15 protein-coding genes are annotated in these 18,559 nt (G+C 44.4%); 11 read left to right on the top strand and 4 right to left on the bottom strand.

Features of this window, described 5'->3' with window-relative positions; all coding sequences use genetic code 11:
- The first annotated feature begins 226 nt into the window (after window positions 1-226).
- Entirely contained in the window at window positions 227-1,549 is a 1,323-nt protein-coding gene (locus tag SO_RS16560) for an IS4-like element ISSod7 family transposase (RefSeq protein ID WP_011071337.1), read from the top strand.
- Window positions 1,550-1,664: 115 nt separating this feature from the next.
- Here the strand turns inward: SO_RS16560 and SO_RS16555 are convergent, their stop codons facing one another.
- Both SO_RS16555 and SO_RS16550 read right to left on the bottom strand, forming a co-directional pair.
- Window positions 1,665-2,705: an IS481-like element ISSod13 family transposase gene (locus SO_RS16555; RefSeq protein WP_011073373.1), complete on the bottom strand. Its 1,041-nt coding sequence runs from the start codon at window positions 2,703-2,705 to the stop codon at window positions 1,665-1,667.
- Between the two features lie 117 nt (window positions 2,706-2,822).
- Window positions 2,823-5,189 carry a phosphoketolase family protein gene (locus tag SO_RS16550; protein ID WP_011073372.1) on the bottom strand — a complete coding sequence of 789 codons (2,367 nt, stop codon included), beginning with the start codon at window positions 5,187-5,189 and terminating at the stop codon, window positions 2,823-2,825.
- Between the two features lie 434 nt (window positions 5,190-5,623).
- Between SO_RS16550 and SO_RS16545 the strand changes: the two genes are divergently transcribed.
- Both SO_RS16545 and yaaA read left to right on the top strand, forming a co-directional pair.
- Complete coding sequence (locus SO_RS16545; RefSeq protein ID WP_011073371.1) at window positions 5,624-7,090, top strand: alanine/glycine:cation symporter family protein; 1,467 nt, start codon at window positions 5,624-5,626, stop codon at window positions 7,088-7,090.
- Window positions 7,091-7,196: 106 nt separating this feature from the next.
- On the top strand, window positions 7,197-7,970 hold the full coding sequence (gene yaaA, locus SO_RS16540) for a peroxide stress protein YaaA (protein ID WP_011073370.1): 774 nt from the start codon (window positions 7,197-7,199) through the stop codon (window positions 7,968-7,970).
- Window positions 7,971-8,045: 75 nt separating this feature from the next.
- Here the strand turns inward: yaaA and SO_RS16535 are convergent, their stop codons facing one another.
- Window positions 8,046-9,452, bottom strand: coding sequence for a M28 family metallopeptidase (locus SO_RS16535; protein ID WP_011073369.1), 1,407 nt, complete (start codon window positions 9,450-9,452; stop codon window positions 8,046-8,048).
- A 135-nt stretch (window positions 9,453-9,587) separates the two neighbouring features.
- Here SO_RS16535 and SO_RS16530 point away from each other — a divergent pair, with 135 nt between their 5' ends.
- Entirely contained in the window at window positions 9,588-9,884 is a 297-nt protein-coding gene (locus tag SO_RS16530) for an ArsR/SmtB family transcription factor (protein WP_006084975.1), read from the top strand.
- Window positions 9,885-9,944: 60 nt separating this feature from the next.
- On the opposite strand, the gene rpsT is transcribed toward SO_RS16530, so the two are convergent.
- Entirely contained in the window at window positions 9,945-10,211 is a 267-nt protein-coding gene (rpsT, locus tag SO_RS16525) for a 30S ribosomal protein S20 (protein ID WP_011073368.1), read from the bottom strand.
- Between the two features lie 252 nt (window positions 10,212-10,463).
- On the opposite strand from rpsT, the gene murJ reads away from it, so the two are divergent.
- The 7 genes from murJ to pilV all read left to right on the top strand — a co-directional run bounded on the left by murJ (window position 10,464) and on the right by pilV (window position 18,559).
- A complete protein-coding gene (murJ, locus tag SO_RS16520) occupies window positions 10,464-12,023 on the top strand; it encodes a murein biosynthesis integral membrane protein MurJ (RefSeq protein WP_011073367.1) in 1,560 nt (519 codons plus the stop codon).
- A 65-nt stretch (window positions 12,024-12,088) separates the two neighbouring features.
- A complete protein-coding gene (ribF, locus tag SO_RS16515) occupies window positions 12,089-13,024 on the top strand; it encodes a bifunctional riboflavin kinase/FAD synthetase (protein ID WP_011073366.1) in 936 nt (311 codons plus the stop codon).
- A gap of 32 nt (window positions 13,025-13,056) precedes the next feature.
- Entirely contained in the window at window positions 13,057-15,879 is a 2,823-nt protein-coding gene (gene ileS, locus SO_RS16510; protein ID WP_011073365.1) for an isoleucine--tRNA ligase, read from the top strand.
- Between the two features lie 9 nt (window positions 15,880-15,888).
- On the top strand, window positions 15,889-16,401 hold the full coding sequence (gene lspA, locus SO_RS16505) for a signal peptidase II (protein WP_011073364.1): 513 nt from the start codon (window positions 15,889-15,891) through the stop codon (window positions 16,399-16,401).
- Complete coding sequence (fkpB, locus tag SO_RS16500) at window positions 16,401-16,820, top strand: FKBP-type peptidyl-prolyl cis-trans isomerase (RefSeq protein WP_011073363.1); 420 nt, start codon at window positions 16,401-16,403, stop codon at window positions 16,818-16,820. The genes lspA and fkpB overlap by 1 nt, the downstream gene beginning before the upstream one ends.
- 1 nt (window position 16,821) lies before the next feature.
- Window positions 16,822-17,778 carry a 4-hydroxy-3-methylbut-2-enyl diphosphate reductase gene (ispH, locus tag SO_RS16495; RefSeq protein ID WP_011073362.1) on the top strand — a complete coding sequence of 319 codons (957 nt, stop codon included), beginning with the start codon at window positions 16,822-16,824 and terminating at the stop codon, window positions 17,776-17,778.
- Window positions 17,779-17,971: 193 nt separating this feature from the next.
- Window positions 17,972-18,559: a type IV pilus modification protein PilV gene (gene pilV / locus SO_RS16490; protein ID WP_164925904.1), complete on the top strand. Its 588-nt coding sequence runs from the start codon at window positions 17,972-17,974 to the stop codon at window positions 18,557-18,559.

The raw sequence follows: 18,559 nt of genomic DNA, 5'->3' as shown, positions 1-18,559 counted from the left end.
CTTAGTGTGGGGATCCTTTGGTATTGTAGCCAGCGATTAATTATCACCGCATTTGTTAAAATTTTCCAGTGCTTAGTCTGAAGTTTTTTTCTGGGATAGCATTTTGTTACTTTTTTATGGTGTTAAAAAGGCATCACTTAGGATAATGCCGATCAGTTAAGACAGATCGCTTGACGATCTCGCTAAAAAGATCAAAATCCGATGACCTCATGTCATCGGATTTTTTATGCAACTCTCAGAAGCACTTGCTCGCACTCATATTACCCGCCTAACCGAATTCACCTGCCTCGCTGATGTGTTAGAGCCTGAGTTAATTCAATCCTGTTTAGACTCACAAGGCGTTGCTACTCTCAGACGACGCAAATTGCCGATGGACGCGATGATTTGGGCCGTTATCGGAATGGCCTTGTTCCGAGGGGAGTCTGTTCGGTCACTCATCAACAAACTCGACATTGTTTTGCCGCAAGAGATTGATTATGTTGCCCGTAGTGCCGTGACTCAGGCGCGTAAACGATTAGGCAGTGAGGTCGTTCGAGAAGTGTTCAGCCGTAGCGCGAATACCTGGCACGCGAGAGCCGAACACCCTCATTGGTGTGGTCTGAACCTGTATGGCGTCGATGGTGTGGTGTGGCGGACACCCGATAGTGTTCAAAATCAAGCAGCCTTTGGACGAACCGCCAACGCTTCCGGCGAAGCGGCTTATCCGCAAATTCGCATGGTTTGCCTGATGGAGTTAAGCAGCCATTTGTTGGTCAACAGCGCCTTTGATTCGGTTGTCGAAAATGAAATGAACTTAGCCTCTCAGCTCATTTCTAGCATCCCCAATCACAGTCTAACCCTATTTGACCGAGGATTTTATTCGCTCGGCCTGCTGCACGCTTGGCAGCAAGCACAACCTAATAGCCACTGGTTGTTGCCATTGAAGAAAGGCACTCAATATGAGGTGGTTAGAACGCTGGGAAAACATGACCAGTGGGTGAAACTCACCACCACGCCTCAAGCAAGAAAGAAATGGCCGCAGCTCCCTGACACCCTTGAAGCGCGCTTACTGACTAAGACGGTGAAAGGTAAGTCAGTCGCCATATTGACCTCGTTAACAGACCCAATGCGTTACCCAAGTGAAGACATCGTCGACTTATATGCCCATCGTTGGGAAATCGAACTGGGCTACAGAGAGATGAAACAACATTTACTGGAGAGCCGTTTTACGCTCCGCAGCCAACTGCCTGAGCTGGTGTTCCAAGAGCTATGGGGGGTGCTACTGGCCTACAATCTCATTAGATACAAGATGTTACTGATGGCCAAAAGCTTACCATCGGTTCATCCCAATCAACTGAGTTTTCGTGATGCAGCGAGTCATATCATCTTCAAGTTGACACAGTTGTCATCACAAACGCCGGGAAATGTTCCCAGAGACGTATTGGATATAGAACGCAATGCACGACAATTTAAATTGGATGGTAAACGGGAAAGGGCTTATCCAAGGATCCTTAAAATGAGCAAAAATAAGTTTCCGGTTAGATCAAAGAAAAATGCCGTTCACTCTTAAGTGAACGGCATTAATCACTTAGGATGCCTTTTGATTGTATGTATTTTGTTAATTTGATTTGTACTAGCTCAGACTTGATCTGACAGTTACCAGTTTTATGCTGGTGTCTGTCAGATTAGATTCGAGTCAGATTCTTTTCCGCCCAAACCCGTTTCCCATCAATCAATGTTTCAACTGGCGTTCTGCCGTTGCACATTTTGCCTTGATGAGTGCGTTCATTGTTGTAGTAAGACAGCCACTCGTCCAGATCTTTTTGCAGCTCCTCCAGCGTTTGGTACAGCTTTTTGCGGAAGGTCACCTGATAAAACTCGTTCAGGATCGTCTTATGAAACCGCTCGCAGATCCCATTCGTTTGCGGCGACATCGCTTTGGTTTTCGTGTGGTCGATATCATTAATCGCCAGATATAGCTGGTAATCATGGTGCTCGACCTTGCCGCAATACTCTGTGCCACGGTCAGTTAAAATACGCAGCACCGGCAACTGCTGTGACTCGTAAAACGGCAATACTTTGTCGTTCAATAAGTCCGCTGCAGTGATAGGTGTTTTCGTAGTATAGAGCTTGCAATGAGCGACTTTGCAGTACGTATCGACATAGGTTTGCTGATAGATACGACCAACGCCCTTGAGGTTTCCGACATAAAACGTGTCTTGCGACCCAAGGTAGCCTGGGTGCGCGGTTTCAATCTCACCACAGGCTTCATCGTCGTGTTTTTTGCGCTCAAGTGCCGCAATCTGTTCATCAGTAAGTTGAATGCCATCGCGAGCTACTTTGGCTTCCAAGGCTTTCAGTCGCTTCTTAAAGTTCTCTAAATCATGTCGCAACCAGATTGAGCGGACACCACTGCCAGAAACAAACACGCCTTTTTTGCGCAGTTCATTGCTGGTTCTGTGTTGGCCATGGGCGGGAAATTCAATCGCATACTCCATCACTGCCTGTTCAACAGCTTCTTCGACACGGTTCTTGAGATTTGGACTTCTACGACTTTTTTCGATCAGTGCATCAACACCGCCATCGTCCACTAACTCGCGGTAACGATAAAACGTATCACGAGACACACCCATGACTTTGCAGGCTCTGGAGACGTTGCTCAGTTCCTCTGCCAGATTGAGTAAACCTGTTTTGTGTTTGATGATTGGATTGTTACTATGGAGCATGAGAGTTACCTCCTTGGTTTTGATTAAGGATTCGACACCCACAATCAAAACTGGTAACTCTCACCTTTTCAAGGCGATGTGTCAGATCAAGTCGAGACTAATTCATTTGATTAACGGTTAGCGTGTCCAAACCCAATTTTCAATTTCAACAGGGTCTACTCCATGTGCTTTTATATAGTTGCGGTGATCAACGAGTCTTTGCAGCATATCGGTTGTAATTGAAACATGTTTAGTTTCATCAATAACGCCCTGTTGGAACAGTTTGTAAGCCATATCAATCACAAGGTGATAGCGAGAAGTTCCGTTGCGAACACCCATATCAAATGGAGTAGTCGTTGAACCTTCTTCCTCGTAACCTTTAATTCTGAAACGACGGCTTCCTTTGTAATCAAAAATTAACTTTTTGATTGTATTTGGATAACCGTGATAGTTAAATACAACTCCTTTATCTTGGGTAAATATTTCATCCATCATCCATGGTTTTTCTTTAAATTTACGGCTGCCTAAGCCATCGCTACTTAATTCTGTAACGCTAACAAAACGAATTCTTACTCGAGGAAGCAGTTCACGAATGATCACTAATGATGCCATACATTCTTGTGTTACATAGTCACCGCAACCTGCAAGGACGATATCTGGATTTTCATCTGAAGCAAAATCCCACACCATGACACCGTCTTTTGCTTGTTTACGTGCTTCTTCTAAGCTTAACCATTGTGGTAGTTCTTTTTTACCTGCTACGAGGATGTTCAGCTTGTCACGATCCGCAAATGCACGTTCAGTGTAAACTAAAGTACTGTTAGCATCAGCAGGTAAATAGGCAGAGATAATTTTTGGGTGCTTCTCTAACATCGCGCCTAAGAAAGACGGATTTTGGTGTGAGTAGCCATTGTGATCTTGACGCTCTAATAATGAAGATAGAACCACGTTACACGCAGGCAAAGGTTTACGGAAATGCACGCCTTGGCTTGCATAAACATATTTACAGTATTGATCTGCCATTGATGAAACCACCTGTGAGAATGACTCGTAGGTTGGGAACATGCCGTGGCGGCCTGTGACTGTGTAGCCGTGCAACATACCGAAAAGCAAGTTTTCAGATAGCAGCTCTATTACACGGCCATCACGAGACATATCTTCGTCCCAGCTCTCGATTGGCCATTGCCATGCTCGGTCCGTTTCTTCAAATACGGCCTGAAGTTGATTTGAATAGGTTTCGTCTGGACTAAAGATACGTAAATTACGCTGGTCACGGTTGAGTTTGAACGCATCACGCATCCATTGTCCCATCTTCAGCATAGAGTAACCGCGTTGTCCACGTGGCACTTCTGGGCCGTAGCTGAGTTTTTCTAAATCAGGATTAGATAACGCTCTTACAACTTCGCCACCATAGGTAAGATGTTGGCGACCACAAGCTAAGTGTTTTGGTGGGATCAATGAGCAAATATCAGCATCAAAAATCAATTCACCTTGGGCATTGATTTGGTACAGCTCTTGGAACCGATAACTGGCTAACCAGTTATCAAGGGCAGCGAGATGACCTTTGTCAGTCGCACATTTGTTCACGATAACTTGGTGTGATTCGCAGTTTCCTTCGAGTTTTTGCCCGTTATATTCGCTTACACCCGTCCAGCCTTTAGCTGTACGCATTAAAATCACTGGCCAGCGAGGTTTAACAATATCTTCACCTTTGCGGGCACGGGTTTGAATATCGTTGATCATGCTATAAGCAGTATCCATGGCGGTTGCCATTTGGATATAAACATCTTCTTCGGCTTCGCTGTCCACAATAATTGGGTGATAGCCAAGGCCACGGAATTCAAGATCTAATTCTTCATGGCTCATACGTCCCATACGCGTTGGCCCTGAGATTTTATAGCCGTTAATATGGACGATAGGTAATACAGCACCGTTCGTTGCGGGTGAAACTAAACGGTTTGCGTACCAAGAGGCGGCTAATGGACCTGTTTCAGATTCACCGTCACCGACTAATACGGTCGCGATAAGATCAGGGTTATCAAGCACTGCCCCCCAGCCAACGGATAATGAATAACCTAATTCACCACCTTCAAGAATTTGTCCTGGAGCCTCAGGGTTAGCATGCGAAGGATAACCGTAAGCTGCTGAGAATTTCTTACAGATATCCTCAATACCAGTTTCATTATAAGGAATGGTTTCTGGGTAGAAGTGGCTTAGTGAGCCTTCAATGAATAAGTTTGCTTGTACTGCAGGGAAGCCATGACCTGGACCGACTAAATAAATAAAAGGACGATTATGTTTTACTATAAGTCGGTTAATGTTGGCGTAGACAAAGTTGATACCAGGGCAAGTTCCCCAGTGACCGAGCAAGCGAGGCTTTATGTCCGAATGCGCAAGCGGGCGCTTGTGTAGTACGTTTTGCTTTAAGTAAATCTGGGAGGTGGCGAGGAAGTTAGTAGCTCTTACGTATTTTTTAAGAGCATTTATTTCATGTGTATTCGTCATATTAAGCCTCACTAGAGCAGACGGAAGTGAATTATGTTTTCTTGGAGTTACTATATTTGTAATTTTCTTACAAAAATGTGTTCTGCATCCAAATTTTAAAACATGTATCCGTAGTTAATGCATGTGGCTTAAGTTTGTATTTTTGTTAATTTAATATTGACAGTGACTTATCTAAGCTTTATCAGTGTGAGATTGCTGCTGTTTAAGTATGCAAACGTAGGCTTGATCACATGAGTAATTTCGAATACTGTGCTATTTTGCTGCGTTGAATTCGGTAGCCGTGATGTTGTAAATTCACGGAAGGATAATTTGAAAGAATAAATCTACCGATATTCTTACCTTTGTTAGGAAGGATTCGTTCACCACAGATGTTGCACCTTTTAGCTTAAGTATAGGTGGAGGAGAGCATTTGCTACGGGAAGAAGTAAAATAATATGTTAGAAACTATTGTAAATTTTTTGAACGCACTCCTTTGGGGCAAGCTGCTCGTATATGGATTAGTTGGAGCTGGTCTATATTTCACCTTACGGCTTGTTTTTATTCAACTTACACATTTTAAACACTCTCTTAAAATCATGACGATGAGCCGTCAAGGTTGCGAGAGTGGTCTGTCTTCATTCCAAGTGTTTTGTACCAGTATGGCTGCTCGTGTTGGGGCTGGGAATATGGCTGGGGTTGCTGTCGCAATTGGCGCAGCAGGTCCTGGCGCAGTATTCTGGATGTGGTTAATTGCCATGTTAGGGATGGCGACTGCCATGGTGGAGTCAACACTTGCGCAAGTCTATAAAGTACGTGATGCCAATGGCCAATTTCGCGGAGGTCCTTCTTATTATATGGAGAAAGGGCTTGGTCAGAGATGGATGGGAGTGCTGTTTGCTTTCTTTCTGATTATCGCGTTCGGTTTAGTGTTTAATGCTGTTCAGGCGAATACGATTACGGGGGCAATGGAGCGGGTATTTGGGTTTGATCCGACCTATGTCGGCATTGGGTTGGTGCTAGCCAGTGGCTTTGTGATTATGGGGGGGCTGCGTAAAGTCGCACGAGTGTCAGAGTTTATTGTTCCTATTATGGCTCTAGCCTACATTCTGATTGCATTTATTATTGTGCTATTCAATTTAGAGCAATTGCCAGCCGTGATTAGTCTGATCGTGAAAAGTGCCTTTGGTTGGCAAGAAGCTGCTGCGGGTGGTGTTGCCTACACTGTCGCTCAGGCTATGCAAGCGGGTATTGCGCGTGGGCTTTTCTCAAACGAGGCGGGGATGGGAAGTGCGGCAAACGTTGCTGCAAGTGCATCACCTAACCCTAATCATCCGGCATCCCAAGGTTTTGTGCAAATGATGGGGGTATTTGTTGATACCATCGTGATTTGTACCGCAACGGCTGCCATTATTCTGCTTTCTGGGGATATTGGTTCTAGTGATGATGGTATTCGTCTCACAATCAATGCGATGTCAAACCATGTGGGCGATTGGGGCGGAGCCTTTATTGCCGTAGCCATTTTCCTATTCTGTTTTACTTCTATTATTGCTAACTATTCCTATGCAGAAACCAACGTGATGTTTTTAACGGGTAACAGTACTAAGGCATTACCGTTATTTCGCCTGTGTGTGCTGGGGATGGTGATGTTTGGCTCTGTGGCTAAAATTAGCTTAGTTTGGAACTTAGCGGATGTGTCAATGGGGTTAATGGCAACGGTCAATATAGTCGCTTTGTTATTGTTGTCTGGTTTGGCTATTCGAGTGATCAATGATTACTGCGATCAACTTAAGAGCGGTAAAATGCCTGAGTTTGATCGAAGTAAGTTTCCTGAGTTAATGGAACAACTTGACGATGGAATTTGGCAGGATAACAGCGTAAACGAACTGGCTAAAGCGCCTTCTGAATCTGCTATCAGTCGATAAACTCAAGTTCACTGATTAATGCTATCGAAAAAACCACGTCATCTGTACGTGGTTTTTTATGTCTGTTCAGTATCATAGTACGTAATTTATTAGTTGGAGCGTGTTAATGTTGATTTTGGTTTCACCTGCGAAAACCCTAGATTTTGAGCAACCACCTTTGACTCAAATCCATACTCGGCCTGATTTTTTAGCCCAAAGCCAAGAGCTAATCCAAGTCTGTCAACAGTTAACGCCCAGCGATATAGCAACATTGATGAAGGTCAGTGATAGCATTGCTGGATTAAATGCAGCGCGATTTGGCGAGTGGAAACCCGATTACAGCATTGATAATGCCAAACAGGCTATCTTTGCTTTTCGAGGTGATGTTTATACAGGTTTTGATGCAGATACACTAACAGCGGCACAGCTTGAACGTACCCAGTCACAATTGCGAATTTTATCGGGACTATATGGTTTACTGCGTCCACTCGATTTGATTTTGCCCTATCGTTTAGAAATGGGAACGGCACTCACTAATCAAAAGGGCAAGAATCTCTACGAGTTTTGGGGAAATACTCTTACTGATGCAGTCAATAGTGCGGTAGCAGCGCAGGGGGATGGTATCATTATAAACCTTGCCTCAAATGAATATTTTAAAGCGATTAAGCCAAAATTTTTAAATGGACAATTAATCACTCCCGTATTTAAGGACTTTAAAAATGGGCAGTATAAAGTCATTAGTTTTTTTGCTAAGCGGGCACGAGGAATGATGGCAAGATATATTATTGATCAGCAAGTGAGTTCTATTGACGGGTTAAAAGCTTTTGAGGTTGATGGTTATTACTACAGCGAAGAGCTCAGTAAGCCAAATGAACCAACCTTCCTGCGGGAAGCACAGTAGTATTTATTTGAGTTAAACAACTAAAGAGCAGCCGAGGCTGCTCTTTTACTATGCACTTAACTTGCAGTGGAATCGTTATTTTGATTCATTGTGTAATGGCGTTAACACGATATTCGAGTTTGCCATGATATAAGCAAATTGGGCGTAGGCCGCCACATTTTGCGCTAATGCCTTCGGATTTATTTTATCTAAGGTATCGTTGGGGGTATGGTGATAATCGAAGTAATCGCGACCATCTTGTCTTAATGAGGCTACCGGAACTCCTAATGCGGGCAACATGGAGATATCAGGCCCGCCGGAGGCTTGATTATCACCGAGCGCGACACCGTTATAAGCCATTGGCTTTATGCTTTCTTGGACTTGAGCAAAAACCTTTTCATTTACCTTGGTATCGATTTGATAAATTGGGCCTGCGCCGAAATCAGATTCAGCAGCAATATAATGTAACGGTAACTCTGTTTTATGGGCCTCAGCATAAGCTTTACCGCCGATCAAACCCATTTCTTCAGCGGCATAAAGTACAACCCTTATGGTGCGAGCCGGTTTTTGGGGGAGATCTTGAATATGCTTTGCTGCTGCCGCCACAATGGCAATGCCTGCACCATCATCAATTGCGCCAGTGCCTTCATCCCACGAATCTAAGTGAGCCCCGATCAGAACTATTTCATTAGGCTTACTACTCCCCGTGACTTCTGCAATCACATTGTAAGAGGTATTAGTACCTAAATCTTTTGGTGACATATTAAGCTCTAGCACCGCATTAGGATCGCGTTTTAACATGGCATCGACTAAGTCTGCATCTGGATTAGACATGGCTGCCGCCGGAATTTTAGGTACTCCATCTTGATAACGCATTATGCCTGTATGCGCCATACGGTCATGGTCGGTACCAATTGAGCGTATTATTACCGCAACAGCTCCCTTTTGTGCTGCTGCAATGGCACCTTTTGAGCGTCCCCCAACACTTTTACCGTAACCTTCCCCGGTAATATGACGCACCGTTTTTTGATCGATAAAAGCAATTTTACCTTTTACGTCATCGGGAGTAGCTTGTTGAAGCGCTTCTAAACTATTAAAGCGAGCAATTTTAGCCTTAATTCCTTCTACGGGCGTTGCAACACTGCCGCCTAATGCGGTAATCACTAGGGGTTGCTCTACCGGAGAGATAATTTTGGCTTTCGCTTCGCCTCGCTCCCAAATTGGAACTTGTACAGGTTCTTTATAGACCTTATCAAATCCTAGACTGGTCAGCTTATTCATTGCCCAATTGACGGCAATAACATCTTTAGGGCTACCTGCGAGCCGTGGACCTACTTCCACGGTGAGAGATTCGACTATGTCATACCCCAATGATGAAGCTAATGCAGTTTGTTGTAATTGAGCTGGAATATCGGTTTTGGCTGATGTTTCTACATGGGTTTGACAGGCGCTTAAACCGCTAATAAATAGGCCTGTTATTAAGGTTGTTTGGTAGGATTTCATAGGTTTCCTTTATTTTTATTAAGCATGTCCCATTTTTGAAAACAATCTAGCAAAAAGTGTGCTTTATGTCCCGACTATATCTGTAAGGCAACGCTATATTAGCGCAGGGGTTAGTTTTAGGAGAAAAAGTGCGTAATGAATATTGAATTGATGCAGGAGCGAGCCGATCATGCCGTGGTGCTATTAAAGGCACTCGCAAACGAACGCCGTTTATTTATCCTTTGTTATTTATTGAATGAAGGAGAAATGTGCGTTGGCGAAATGAATAAAAAATTAGGCTTAAGTCAATCGGCACTATCACAACACCTTGCTTGGTTGCGCAAAGATAATTTAGTGACCACACGCAAAGAAGCGCAAACTGTATTCTACTCACTGAAAAGTGATGAGGTACGTGAGATGATCCATTTATTGAACAATATTTATTGTCATTAATGGTTTTCATCAGATATAAAAAAACCGGCAATTGCCGGTTTTTTTTATTTGCTAAGAAAATTAAGCAACAAGTGCTTTGATCTTAGCGTTCAAACGAGCCTTATGACGTGCAGCTTTATTCTTGTGAATAAGGCCTTTAGTCGCCATACGGTCAACGATTGGTTGTGCAGCAGCGAAAGCTTCGGTTGCTGTTTTGTGATCGCCTGCTCTGATAGCTGCGATAACTTTTTTAACGTATGTACGTAACATTGAGCGACGGCTGGCGTTATGCTGACGACGCTTTTCAGATTGAAGCGCGCGCTTCTTTGCAGACTTGCTATTAGCCAAGGTGCAACTCCTAAAAACTGGATTTGATACTTTTAAAGGCCGAGGAATATGCCTGCATTTAGTCACTTTGTCAATGACTATGATTGAATAATCATCATAAAGATAAATTAATTCAACCCGCCTTGGCTATCTTCAACCCAACTCGTGTAATATGTGGCGCAATTCTAACAGCTATTGCCGCAGTGTGACAGAGCCTGAGTCGATTTTTTGAGATGAATCACCTAATCCATTCGATGTAGGTCTGGGGGACGTTTGAGTAAAAAATTATTGAAATCTGGCATGATTGTTAGTGCTATGACGTTGATTTCTCGTGTTTTAGGTTTGGTTCGAGATGTTGTCGTTGCAAATTTACTGGGGGCAGGGACGAGCGCCGATGTTTTTTTCTTCGCGAATAAAATCCCTAACTTTTTACGCCGATTATTTGCCGAGGGGGCTTTTGCTCAGGCATTTGTTCCCGTACTGACCGAATATCAAGAAAAACATACCTCGGACGAAACCCGCGAGTTACTCAGCAAGGTTGCTGGTACGTTAGGTTTATTGGTCACTGTCGTGACGCTTGTCGGTGTGATAGCCTCACCTGTGTTATCCGCCTTATTTGGCGGAGGCTGGTTTGTTGCTTGGTTGAATAATGAGCCCGATGGTGCCAAGTTTGAACTGGCAACGGTCGTGCTTAAAATCACTTTTCCTTATCTGTGGTTTATCACCTTTACTGCCTTAGCTGGCTCAATCCTAAATACTCGAGGACGCTTTGCTGTATCGGCTTTTACGCCAGTATTTTTAAATGTGGCCATTATTGCGGCGGCTATGTTTTTTGCACCAACGTCTTCTCAGCCAGAAATTACTTTGGCGTGGGGAGTATTTTGGGGTGGTTTAATTCAGTTTTTATTCCAAATTCCGTTTTTGCTTCGTGAAAAAGCGTTAGTTAAGCCTTCGTGGGGATGGAATCATCCTGGGGTTGTGAAGATCAGAACTTTGATGATCCCTGCGTTATTTGGAGTTTCTGTCTCACAAATCAACTTATTATTTGATACCTTTATCGCCAGTTTCCTGATGACTGGCTCCATTAGTTGGCTTTATTATTCTGACCGTTTATTGGAGTTTCCACTTGGTTTATTCGGTATTGCAATTGCAACCGTGATTTTACCTGCGTTATCTCGCAACCATGTGAATGCCGAAGGAGATGGCTTTGGTAAAACCATGGATTGGGGGATTAAAGCGATTCTTTTGCTCGGTTTACCTGCCATGATGGGGTTGATTGTGCTTGCACAGCCGATGTTAATGGTGTTGTTTATGCGTGGTGCCTTTACTATCAATGATGTGCAAATGGCATCCTACAGTTTGATGGCTTACGGTAGTGGCCTACTGAGCTTTATGCTAATCAAGGTGTTAGCACCTGGATATTACTCTCGCCAAGATACTAAAACTCCAGTCCGTTACGGCATTATCGCCATGATCACCAACATGGTCTTTAACTTAATATTTGCAATCCCGTTTGGTTATGTGGGGTTGGCTGTGGCCACATCAATGTCAGCCTTGCTAAATGCTACATTGTTATACCGCGGCCTGCATAAAGCGGGAGTTTATCGCATTACCAAACCAACGATGGTGTTTTTCCTAAAAGCCGTGGTCTCGACGGCATTGATGGTGGTAGTCTTGTACTATTTGTTACCATCGCAATCCCAGTGGTTAGAGTGGGGCTTGGCTTTGCGCGCTAAGGCCTTGATTGGTTTAATTGTTGTTGGCGCTATGACGTATTTAGTTGGGCTCTTGGCGTTGGGAATTCGTCCTTGGTCAATGAAACGGGGAGTTTGATTGCTGATTCTTATCGTTAGCTGTTATATACTCAGCCGATTTGCGCTTGGCAGTTGTCTAAAGTTATGGAATTAATCCGCGGTATACATAACATTTTGTCATCTCACCATGGCTGTGTGCTGACGATAGGTAATTTTGATGGCGTGCATCGCGGTCATGCACAGGTGATTGCTAATCTCGTGCAAAAGGCCAAGCAGCTATCGTTACCCCCGACTGTCATGACATTTGAGCCTCAGCCACAGGAGTTATTCCGTGGTGAAAATGCGCCCGCGCGTTTGAGCTTACTACGTGACAAAATTGTCTTGCTTGATGAGTTAGGCGTTGAGCGGTTAGTGTGTGTTAACTTTAACCGTGCCTTTGCTGATCAACCTGCGGAGCATTTCATTGAAGAATTGCTGGTGCGTAAGTTAGGGATTAAGTATCTCGTTGTCGGCGATGATTTTTGTTTTGGCAAAGGCCGGAAAGGCGATTTTGACATGCTGAAGCAAGCGGGAACCCGATATGGCTTTACCGTGGTTAGCACCCAGAGTTTTATCGTGGGATCGCAACGCGTCAGTTCTACTGCCGTCAGAGAGCAATTGGCTAAAGGTAACCTTGAGCAGGCAAGACGGCTACTCGGTCATCCTTTTACCTTAAGTGGCCGTGTTGCACACGGGCAAAAAATCGGTAGAACCATAGGTTTCCCTACCGCCAATATTGCGCTTAAGCGCAATGTGGTGCCTGTGCGCGGGGTATTTGCGGTGAAACTCTATTGGGAAGATAGCGATATTTATGAGGGTGTTGCCAATATAGGTTTCCGCCCGACGGTGAATGGTCAAATTTGCCAGCTTGAGGTTCATCTTTTGGATTTTGAAGGTGACATTTATGGCAAACATGTTGAGGTTGAGTTAGTGGCAAAACTTCGCGATGAACAACCTTTTGATTCATTGGATGCCCTAAAACAACAGATTTTGAATGATGCAAATGAGGCCAGAGCTTTATTTGGTAACGATGCAGGCTGATATTTATCAGTTTAATTAACGGTATAGGATCAATGAGCGACTATAAATTTACTTTGAATTTGCCGGAAACTGAGTTTCCGATGCGTGGTAATTTGGCAAATCGCGAGCCAGAGATGTTAGAACGCTGGACTAAAGACGGTCTGTACCAGCAGATCCGTGATAGCCGAATTGGCCGTACGCCTTTTATTTTGCATGACGGTCCACCGTATGCGAACGGCAGCATTCATATTGGTCACTCAGTAAACAAAATTCTTAAGGACATTATTGTTAAGTCCAAAACCATGTCAGGTTTTGACGCGCCATATGTGCCGGGGTGGGATTGCCATGGTCTGCCAATTGAACTGAAAGTGGAGCAAAAAGTCGGCAAGCCTGGTCAGAAGATTTCTGCGGCTGAGTTCCGTGAAGAATGCCGTAAATATGCTGCTGAGCAAGTTGATGGCCAACGCGAAGATTTTATTCGTTTAGGCGTGTTAGGCGATTGGCAGAATCCTTATCTGACAATGGATTTTGCTACCGAAGCTAATATCGTGCGCTCCTTATCAAAAGTGATTGAAAACGGTCACTTACACAAAGGTGTTAAACCTGTACATTGGTGTACTGACTGTGGTTCGGCATTGGCTGAAGCCGAAGTGGAATACGAGGATAAAACCTCTCCCGCTATCGATGTGGCTTTTACTGCCGTAGATAGCAAAGCTGTTGCAGTTAAGTTTGGTGTAAGCGATTACTCACATTCTGTGTCTATGGTGATTTGGACGACCACACCTTGGACTCTGCCAGCAAACCGCGCCTTATCAATCAGCCCAGAGCTTGACTACAGCTTGGTTGAATTTGTTAAAGATGGCGTGACTCACGCGGTTATTTTAGCCGACGTGTTAGTTGAAGCTTGTATGACCCGTTACGGCGCCGAGAGCCACAGCGTGTTAGCTAAAATTAAAGGCGCTGCACTTGAGCTGGTTCGCTTTAAGCATCCATTCTTAGCTTTTGATGTTCCTGCCATTTTAGGTGATCACGTCACAACTGATGCCGGTACGGGTGTGGTTCACACCGCGCCTGGTCACGGTCAAGACGACTTTGTGGTGGGGCAAAAATACGGTTTAGAAGTGGCTAACCCTGTTGGCGATAACGGTGTTTATAAACCAGATACTGAATTTTTTGCTGGCCAACACGTATTTAAAGCAAACGACAATGTGGTTGCGCTACTGAAAGAAAAAGGTGCGTTATTACATCATGTTGCGTACCGTCACAGCTATCCACATTGCTGGCGCCATAAAACGCCAATTATCTTTCGCGCTACGCCACAATGGTTTATCTCTATGGATAACCACAACCTGCGCAAGCAAGCATTAAGCGAGATTGAGCAGATTCAGTGGATCCCTGATTGGGGGCAAAGCCGTATCGAGAAGATGGTTGAAAACCGCCCTGATTGGTGTATTTCCCGTCAACGTACTTGGGGCGTGCCAATTACGTTATTCGTCCACCGCGAAACCGAAGAACTGCATCCTGACAGCGTGTCATTAATGGCGCGTGTGGCCAACCGCATTGAGCAGGAAGGCATCCAAGCTTGGTGGGATCTCGATGCTGCTGAATTACTGGGTGAAGAAGCCGAGCAATACCGCAAAGTAACTGATACCTTAGACGTATGGTACGACTCAGGTTCAACTTTTGCCTCGGTTGTTGCTGCACGCCCTGAGTTCCATGGTCATGGTGTGGATTTGTATCTTGAAGGTAGCGATCAACACCGTGGCTGGTTTATGTCATCCCTGATGATCTCGACCGCGATGACAGGTAAAGCACCCTATAAGCAAGTGCTCACCCACGGCTTTACCGTTGACGGTAAAGGTCGCAAGATGTCCAAATCCATTGGTAACGTTATTGCTCCGCAGCAAGTCACCAATAAGTTAGGTGCGGATATTCTGCGTCTTTGGGTTGCGGCAACCGACTACAGTGGTGAGATGACGGTGTCGGATGAAATCTTAAACCGCAGCGCTGATGCCTATCGTCGTATCCGTAACACCGCTCGTTTCTTACTGGCGAACTTAAATGGTTTCGACCCGAAAAATGATTTAGTCGCTGTTGAAGATATGGTGGCCTTAGATCGTTGGGCTGTTCGTCGCGCTGCCGCGTTGCAGCAGGAAATCATTGAAGCTTACGAGCAATACAACTTCCATATTGTGACCCAAAAGCTGATGCAGTTCTGCTCGATTGAATTAGGTAGCTTCTACTTAGACATCATCAAAGACCGCCAATATACCGCGAAGCAAGAAGGCCACGCTCGCCGTAGCTGCCAATCGGCGCTATTCCATATTGCTGAAGCTATGGTGCGTTGGATTGCGCCTGTCTTAAGCTTTACTGCGGATGAAGTATGGCAGTTACTGCCGGGGCAGCGTGATGCTTATGTATTCACTCAAGAATGGTATCAAGGTCTGCAATCTATCACTTTAGATACGGATCTAAGCGATGCTTACTGGGAAAATCTGCTGACCGTGCGTAACGAAGTCAACAAAGTGATCGAACAAGCTCGCCGTGATAAACGTGTCGGTGGTTCGCTAGAAGCGGAAGTGACTTTATTTGCCGATGCAACCTTAACTGAGCAGTTAACTCATATTGGTGATGAGCTGCGTTTCGTTTTGTTAACCTCTGAAGCTAAAGTTCTGCCTTTAGTTGATGCGACTAGCGATGCAGTTGAAACCGAACTGGCGTCATTGAAGTTAGTGGTAAATGCGACAACAGCAGAGAAATGCGAACGTTGTTGGCACCACAGGGAAGAAGTTGGCACTATCGAGGCTCACCCAACACTTTGTCATCGCTGCGTAACCAACATTGAAGGTGACGGCGAAGTTCGTCTGTTTGCGTAAAGGATCTGTATGCCATTAACTTGGAAAGACAGTGGCTTACGTTGGTATTGGGTAGTTGTATTGGTGTTTTTGGCCGATCAACTATCCAAACAATGGGTCTTAGCCAATTTTGATTTGTTTGAATCGGTGCAGTTATTACCTTTTTTTAATTTCACCTATGTCCGTAACTATGGCGCAGCGTTTAGCTTTTTGAGTGAAGCCGGTGGCTGGCAACGTTGGTTGTTTACTATCGTCGCAGTTGGATTTAGCTCCTTGCTGACTGTTTGGTTGCGTAAGCAGTCGGCATCATTATTGAAGTTAAATCTGGCCTACACCTTAGTGATTGGCGGGGCCTTAGGAAATCTGGTTGATCGATTAATGCATGGTTTTGTGGTGGATTTTATCGATTTTTATTGGGGAAAGAGCCATTATCCTGCCTTTAATATTGCAGATTCTGCGATTTTTATCGGTGCTGTACTGATTATTTGGGATTCGTTTTTTAACAGTCAATCCGAACAAGATAAAACCGAAGAGGTGAAGTAGTGACTGTGACACGTTCATTAGTGTGCCATATGAATATTGTGCTTGAAGATGGTTCTACCGCAGATAGCACTGCCTCTGGTAAACCTGCACGCTTAAATATCGGTGATGGCACCTTAAGTCCAGCATTCGAAGCACAACTTGTATCCTTAAATGAAGGTGATAAGCACAGTTTTACGCTTGAAGCTGTCGATGCGTTTGGTGAGTCGAATCCTGATGCGATCCACTATATGGATAGAACGCGTTTTCCGGCTGATATGGCGCTAGAGGTTGGCGTGATTGTCAGCTTTGCTGGCCCTGGTGGCAGTGAAATCCCTGGAATTGTACGTGAAGTTGCAGGCGATTCGATTACCGTTGATCTCAATCATCCCTTAGCGGGACGTAAAGTGACATTTGAACTCGACGTGGTAAAGGTACTGTAAGATGAAATTTGATCCTACCAGCCCAAGTTTAAATATCATGCTGGCAAATCCTCGCGGCTTTTGTGCTGGTGTGGATCGTGCTATCAGCATTGTTGAACGCGCGCTCGAGTTATTTTCACCCCCTATTTATGTTCGCCATGAAGTCGTACATAACCGCTATGTGGTGCAAAATCTTAAAGACCGCGGTGCTGTTTTTGTCGAAGAGTTAGATCAAGTGCCTGATAATAATATTGTTATCTTTAGTGCGCATGGTGTTTCTCAGGCCGTACGTGCTGAGGCAAAAGCCCGTGGTTTACGGGTGTTTGATGCCACTTGTCCGTTAGTGACTAAAGTGCATTTACAGGTCACTCGCGCAAGTCGCAAGGGAATTGAATGTATTTTAATTGGCCACGCTGGGCACCCTGAAGTCGAAGGCACTATGGGGCAATATGATAATCCTAATGGTGGAGTTTATCTGATTGAATCCCCTGCGGATGTCGAAACCTTAGAAGTTCGTGATCCGAATAATCTGTGCTTTGTAACCCAAACTACGCTCTCGGTAGATGACACTCTCGACATTATCTCAGCGCTGCTAAAGCGTTTTCCTTCTATTGAAGGCCCTCGCAAGGATGATATTTGTTACGCGACCCAAAACCGCCAGGATGCGGTGCGTAATCTTTCAGCCGATGTGGATCTGTTAATCGTAGTGGGCTCGAAAAACAGCTCTAATTCTAATCGGTTACGTGAATTAGCCTTAAAAACGGGCACCCAGTCTTATCTCGTTGATACTGCTGATGATATTGATTCATCTTGGTTTGAAAATATTACAAAAGTCGCAGTGACGGCTGGCGCGTCTGCACCAGAAGTTCTCGTACAGCAAGTGGTTCAAGCCATCGCGAAATTAGCGCCGAGTGTGGTGACTGAAGTCGAAGGACGTAAAGAAGATACTGTCTTTGCAGTACCCGCTGAATTACGTTAATTGATTTGGCTAAATTTTGATGAATGAAAAGAGGCTTTTAGCCTCTTTTTTATTACCTAAAATACACTAAATACAAACGAGTCATAATGGAAGCCATGCTTATATGCTATTGTTACTGGCTACTTACATTCTTCTCATCTATTATTAACTGTTAGTAATGTTTTTATTGTAAGATTAAGATTTTAAAGGGTAAATATCTGAAAAGCATGTCAAAAATATGACTAAATTCGAACGGTTGACACATCAAGGATTTCAACGAGGCTTCTCATTAATTGAAGTACTTGTTGCATTGGTGATCCTCGTAATTGGTTTGATTGGTATTTTTAATCTACATATCGTTGCTAAACGAGGCAGCTTTGAGTCTTTTCAGCAGACTCAAGCTTCATACTATGCTAATGACATCATTAACCGGATGAAACTTAATCGAACTCAATTAGCCAATTATAGCGGTGAATATACAGGGGCGCTGAGTAAACCCAATAAAGAGTGCGATGTAGCTGTTGGGGCTGTCAGTCTGTGTTCTTCAGTCGAAACTCAAGCTTGGGATCTATATCAATGGGAGCAAAGTATTATCGGTGCAGCTGAAACTGTTGGCGGGCAGAATGTGGGGGGATTAGATTCTCCAACGGCTTGTATTGATATTGATGGTACGACAGTCACTGTTGCTGTGGCATGGAGAGGTATTCGTGAGGGCGCTGGAACCACATATTCTGGAAATGAGTGTGGTGAGGATCTTGGCACTCGTAGGCGTATTTTTGTCGTGTCGACAGTGATTATTTAG

It is taken from the genome of Shewanella oneidensis MR-1 (assembly GCF_000146165.2).
Classification (GTDB): domain Bacteria; phylum Pseudomonadota; class Gammaproteobacteria; order Enterobacterales; family Shewanellaceae; genus Shewanella; species Shewanella oneidensis.
Note: the sequence above shows the minus strand (reverse complement) of the source record. Positions and strands in the feature narration are given on the sequence as shown.

Bases quoted from the DNA above. Each gene is read 5' to 3' on its own strand.
- yaaA (WP_011073370.1), top strand. From the start codon at position 7,197: ATGTTGATTTTGGTTTCACCTGCGAAAACCCTAGATTTTGAGCAACCA.
- SO_RS16545 (WP_011073371.1), top strand. From the start codon at position 5,624: ATGTTAGAAACTATTGTAAATTTTTTGAACGCACTCCTTTGGGGCAAG.
- SO_RS16530 (WP_006084975.1), top strand. From the start codon at position 9,588: ATGAATATTGAATTGATGCAGGAGCGAGCCGATCATGCCGTGGTGCTA.
- SO_RS16560 (WP_011071337.1), top strand. From the start codon at position 227: ATGCAACTCTCAGAAGCACTTGCTCGCACTCATATTACCCGCCTAACC.
- ispH (WP_011073362.1), top strand. From the start codon at position 16,822: ATGAAATTTGATCCTACCAGCCCAAGTTTAAATATCATGCTGGCAAAT.
- ileS (WP_011073365.1), top strand. From the start codon at position 13,057: ATGAGCGACTATAAATTTACTTTGAATTTGCCGGAAACTGAGTTTCCG.
- SO_RS16535 (WP_011073369.1), bottom strand. From the start codon at position 9,452: ATGAAATCCTACCAAACAACCTTAATAACAGGCCTATTTATTAGCGGT.
- ribF (WP_011073366.1), top strand. From the start codon at position 12,089: ATGGAATTAATCCGCGGTATACATAACATTTTGTCATCTCACCATGGC.
- SO_RS16550 (WP_011073372.1), bottom strand. From the start codon at position 5,189: ATGACGAATACACATGAAATAAATGCTCTTAAAAAATACGTAAGAGCT.
- SO_RS16555 (WP_011073373.1), bottom strand. From the start codon at position 2,705: ATGCTCCATAGTAACAATCCAATCATCAAACACAAAACAGGTTTACTC.
- lspA (WP_011073364.1), top strand. From the start codon at position 15,889: ATGCCATTAACTTGGAAAGACAGTGGCTTACGTTGGTATTGGGTAGTT.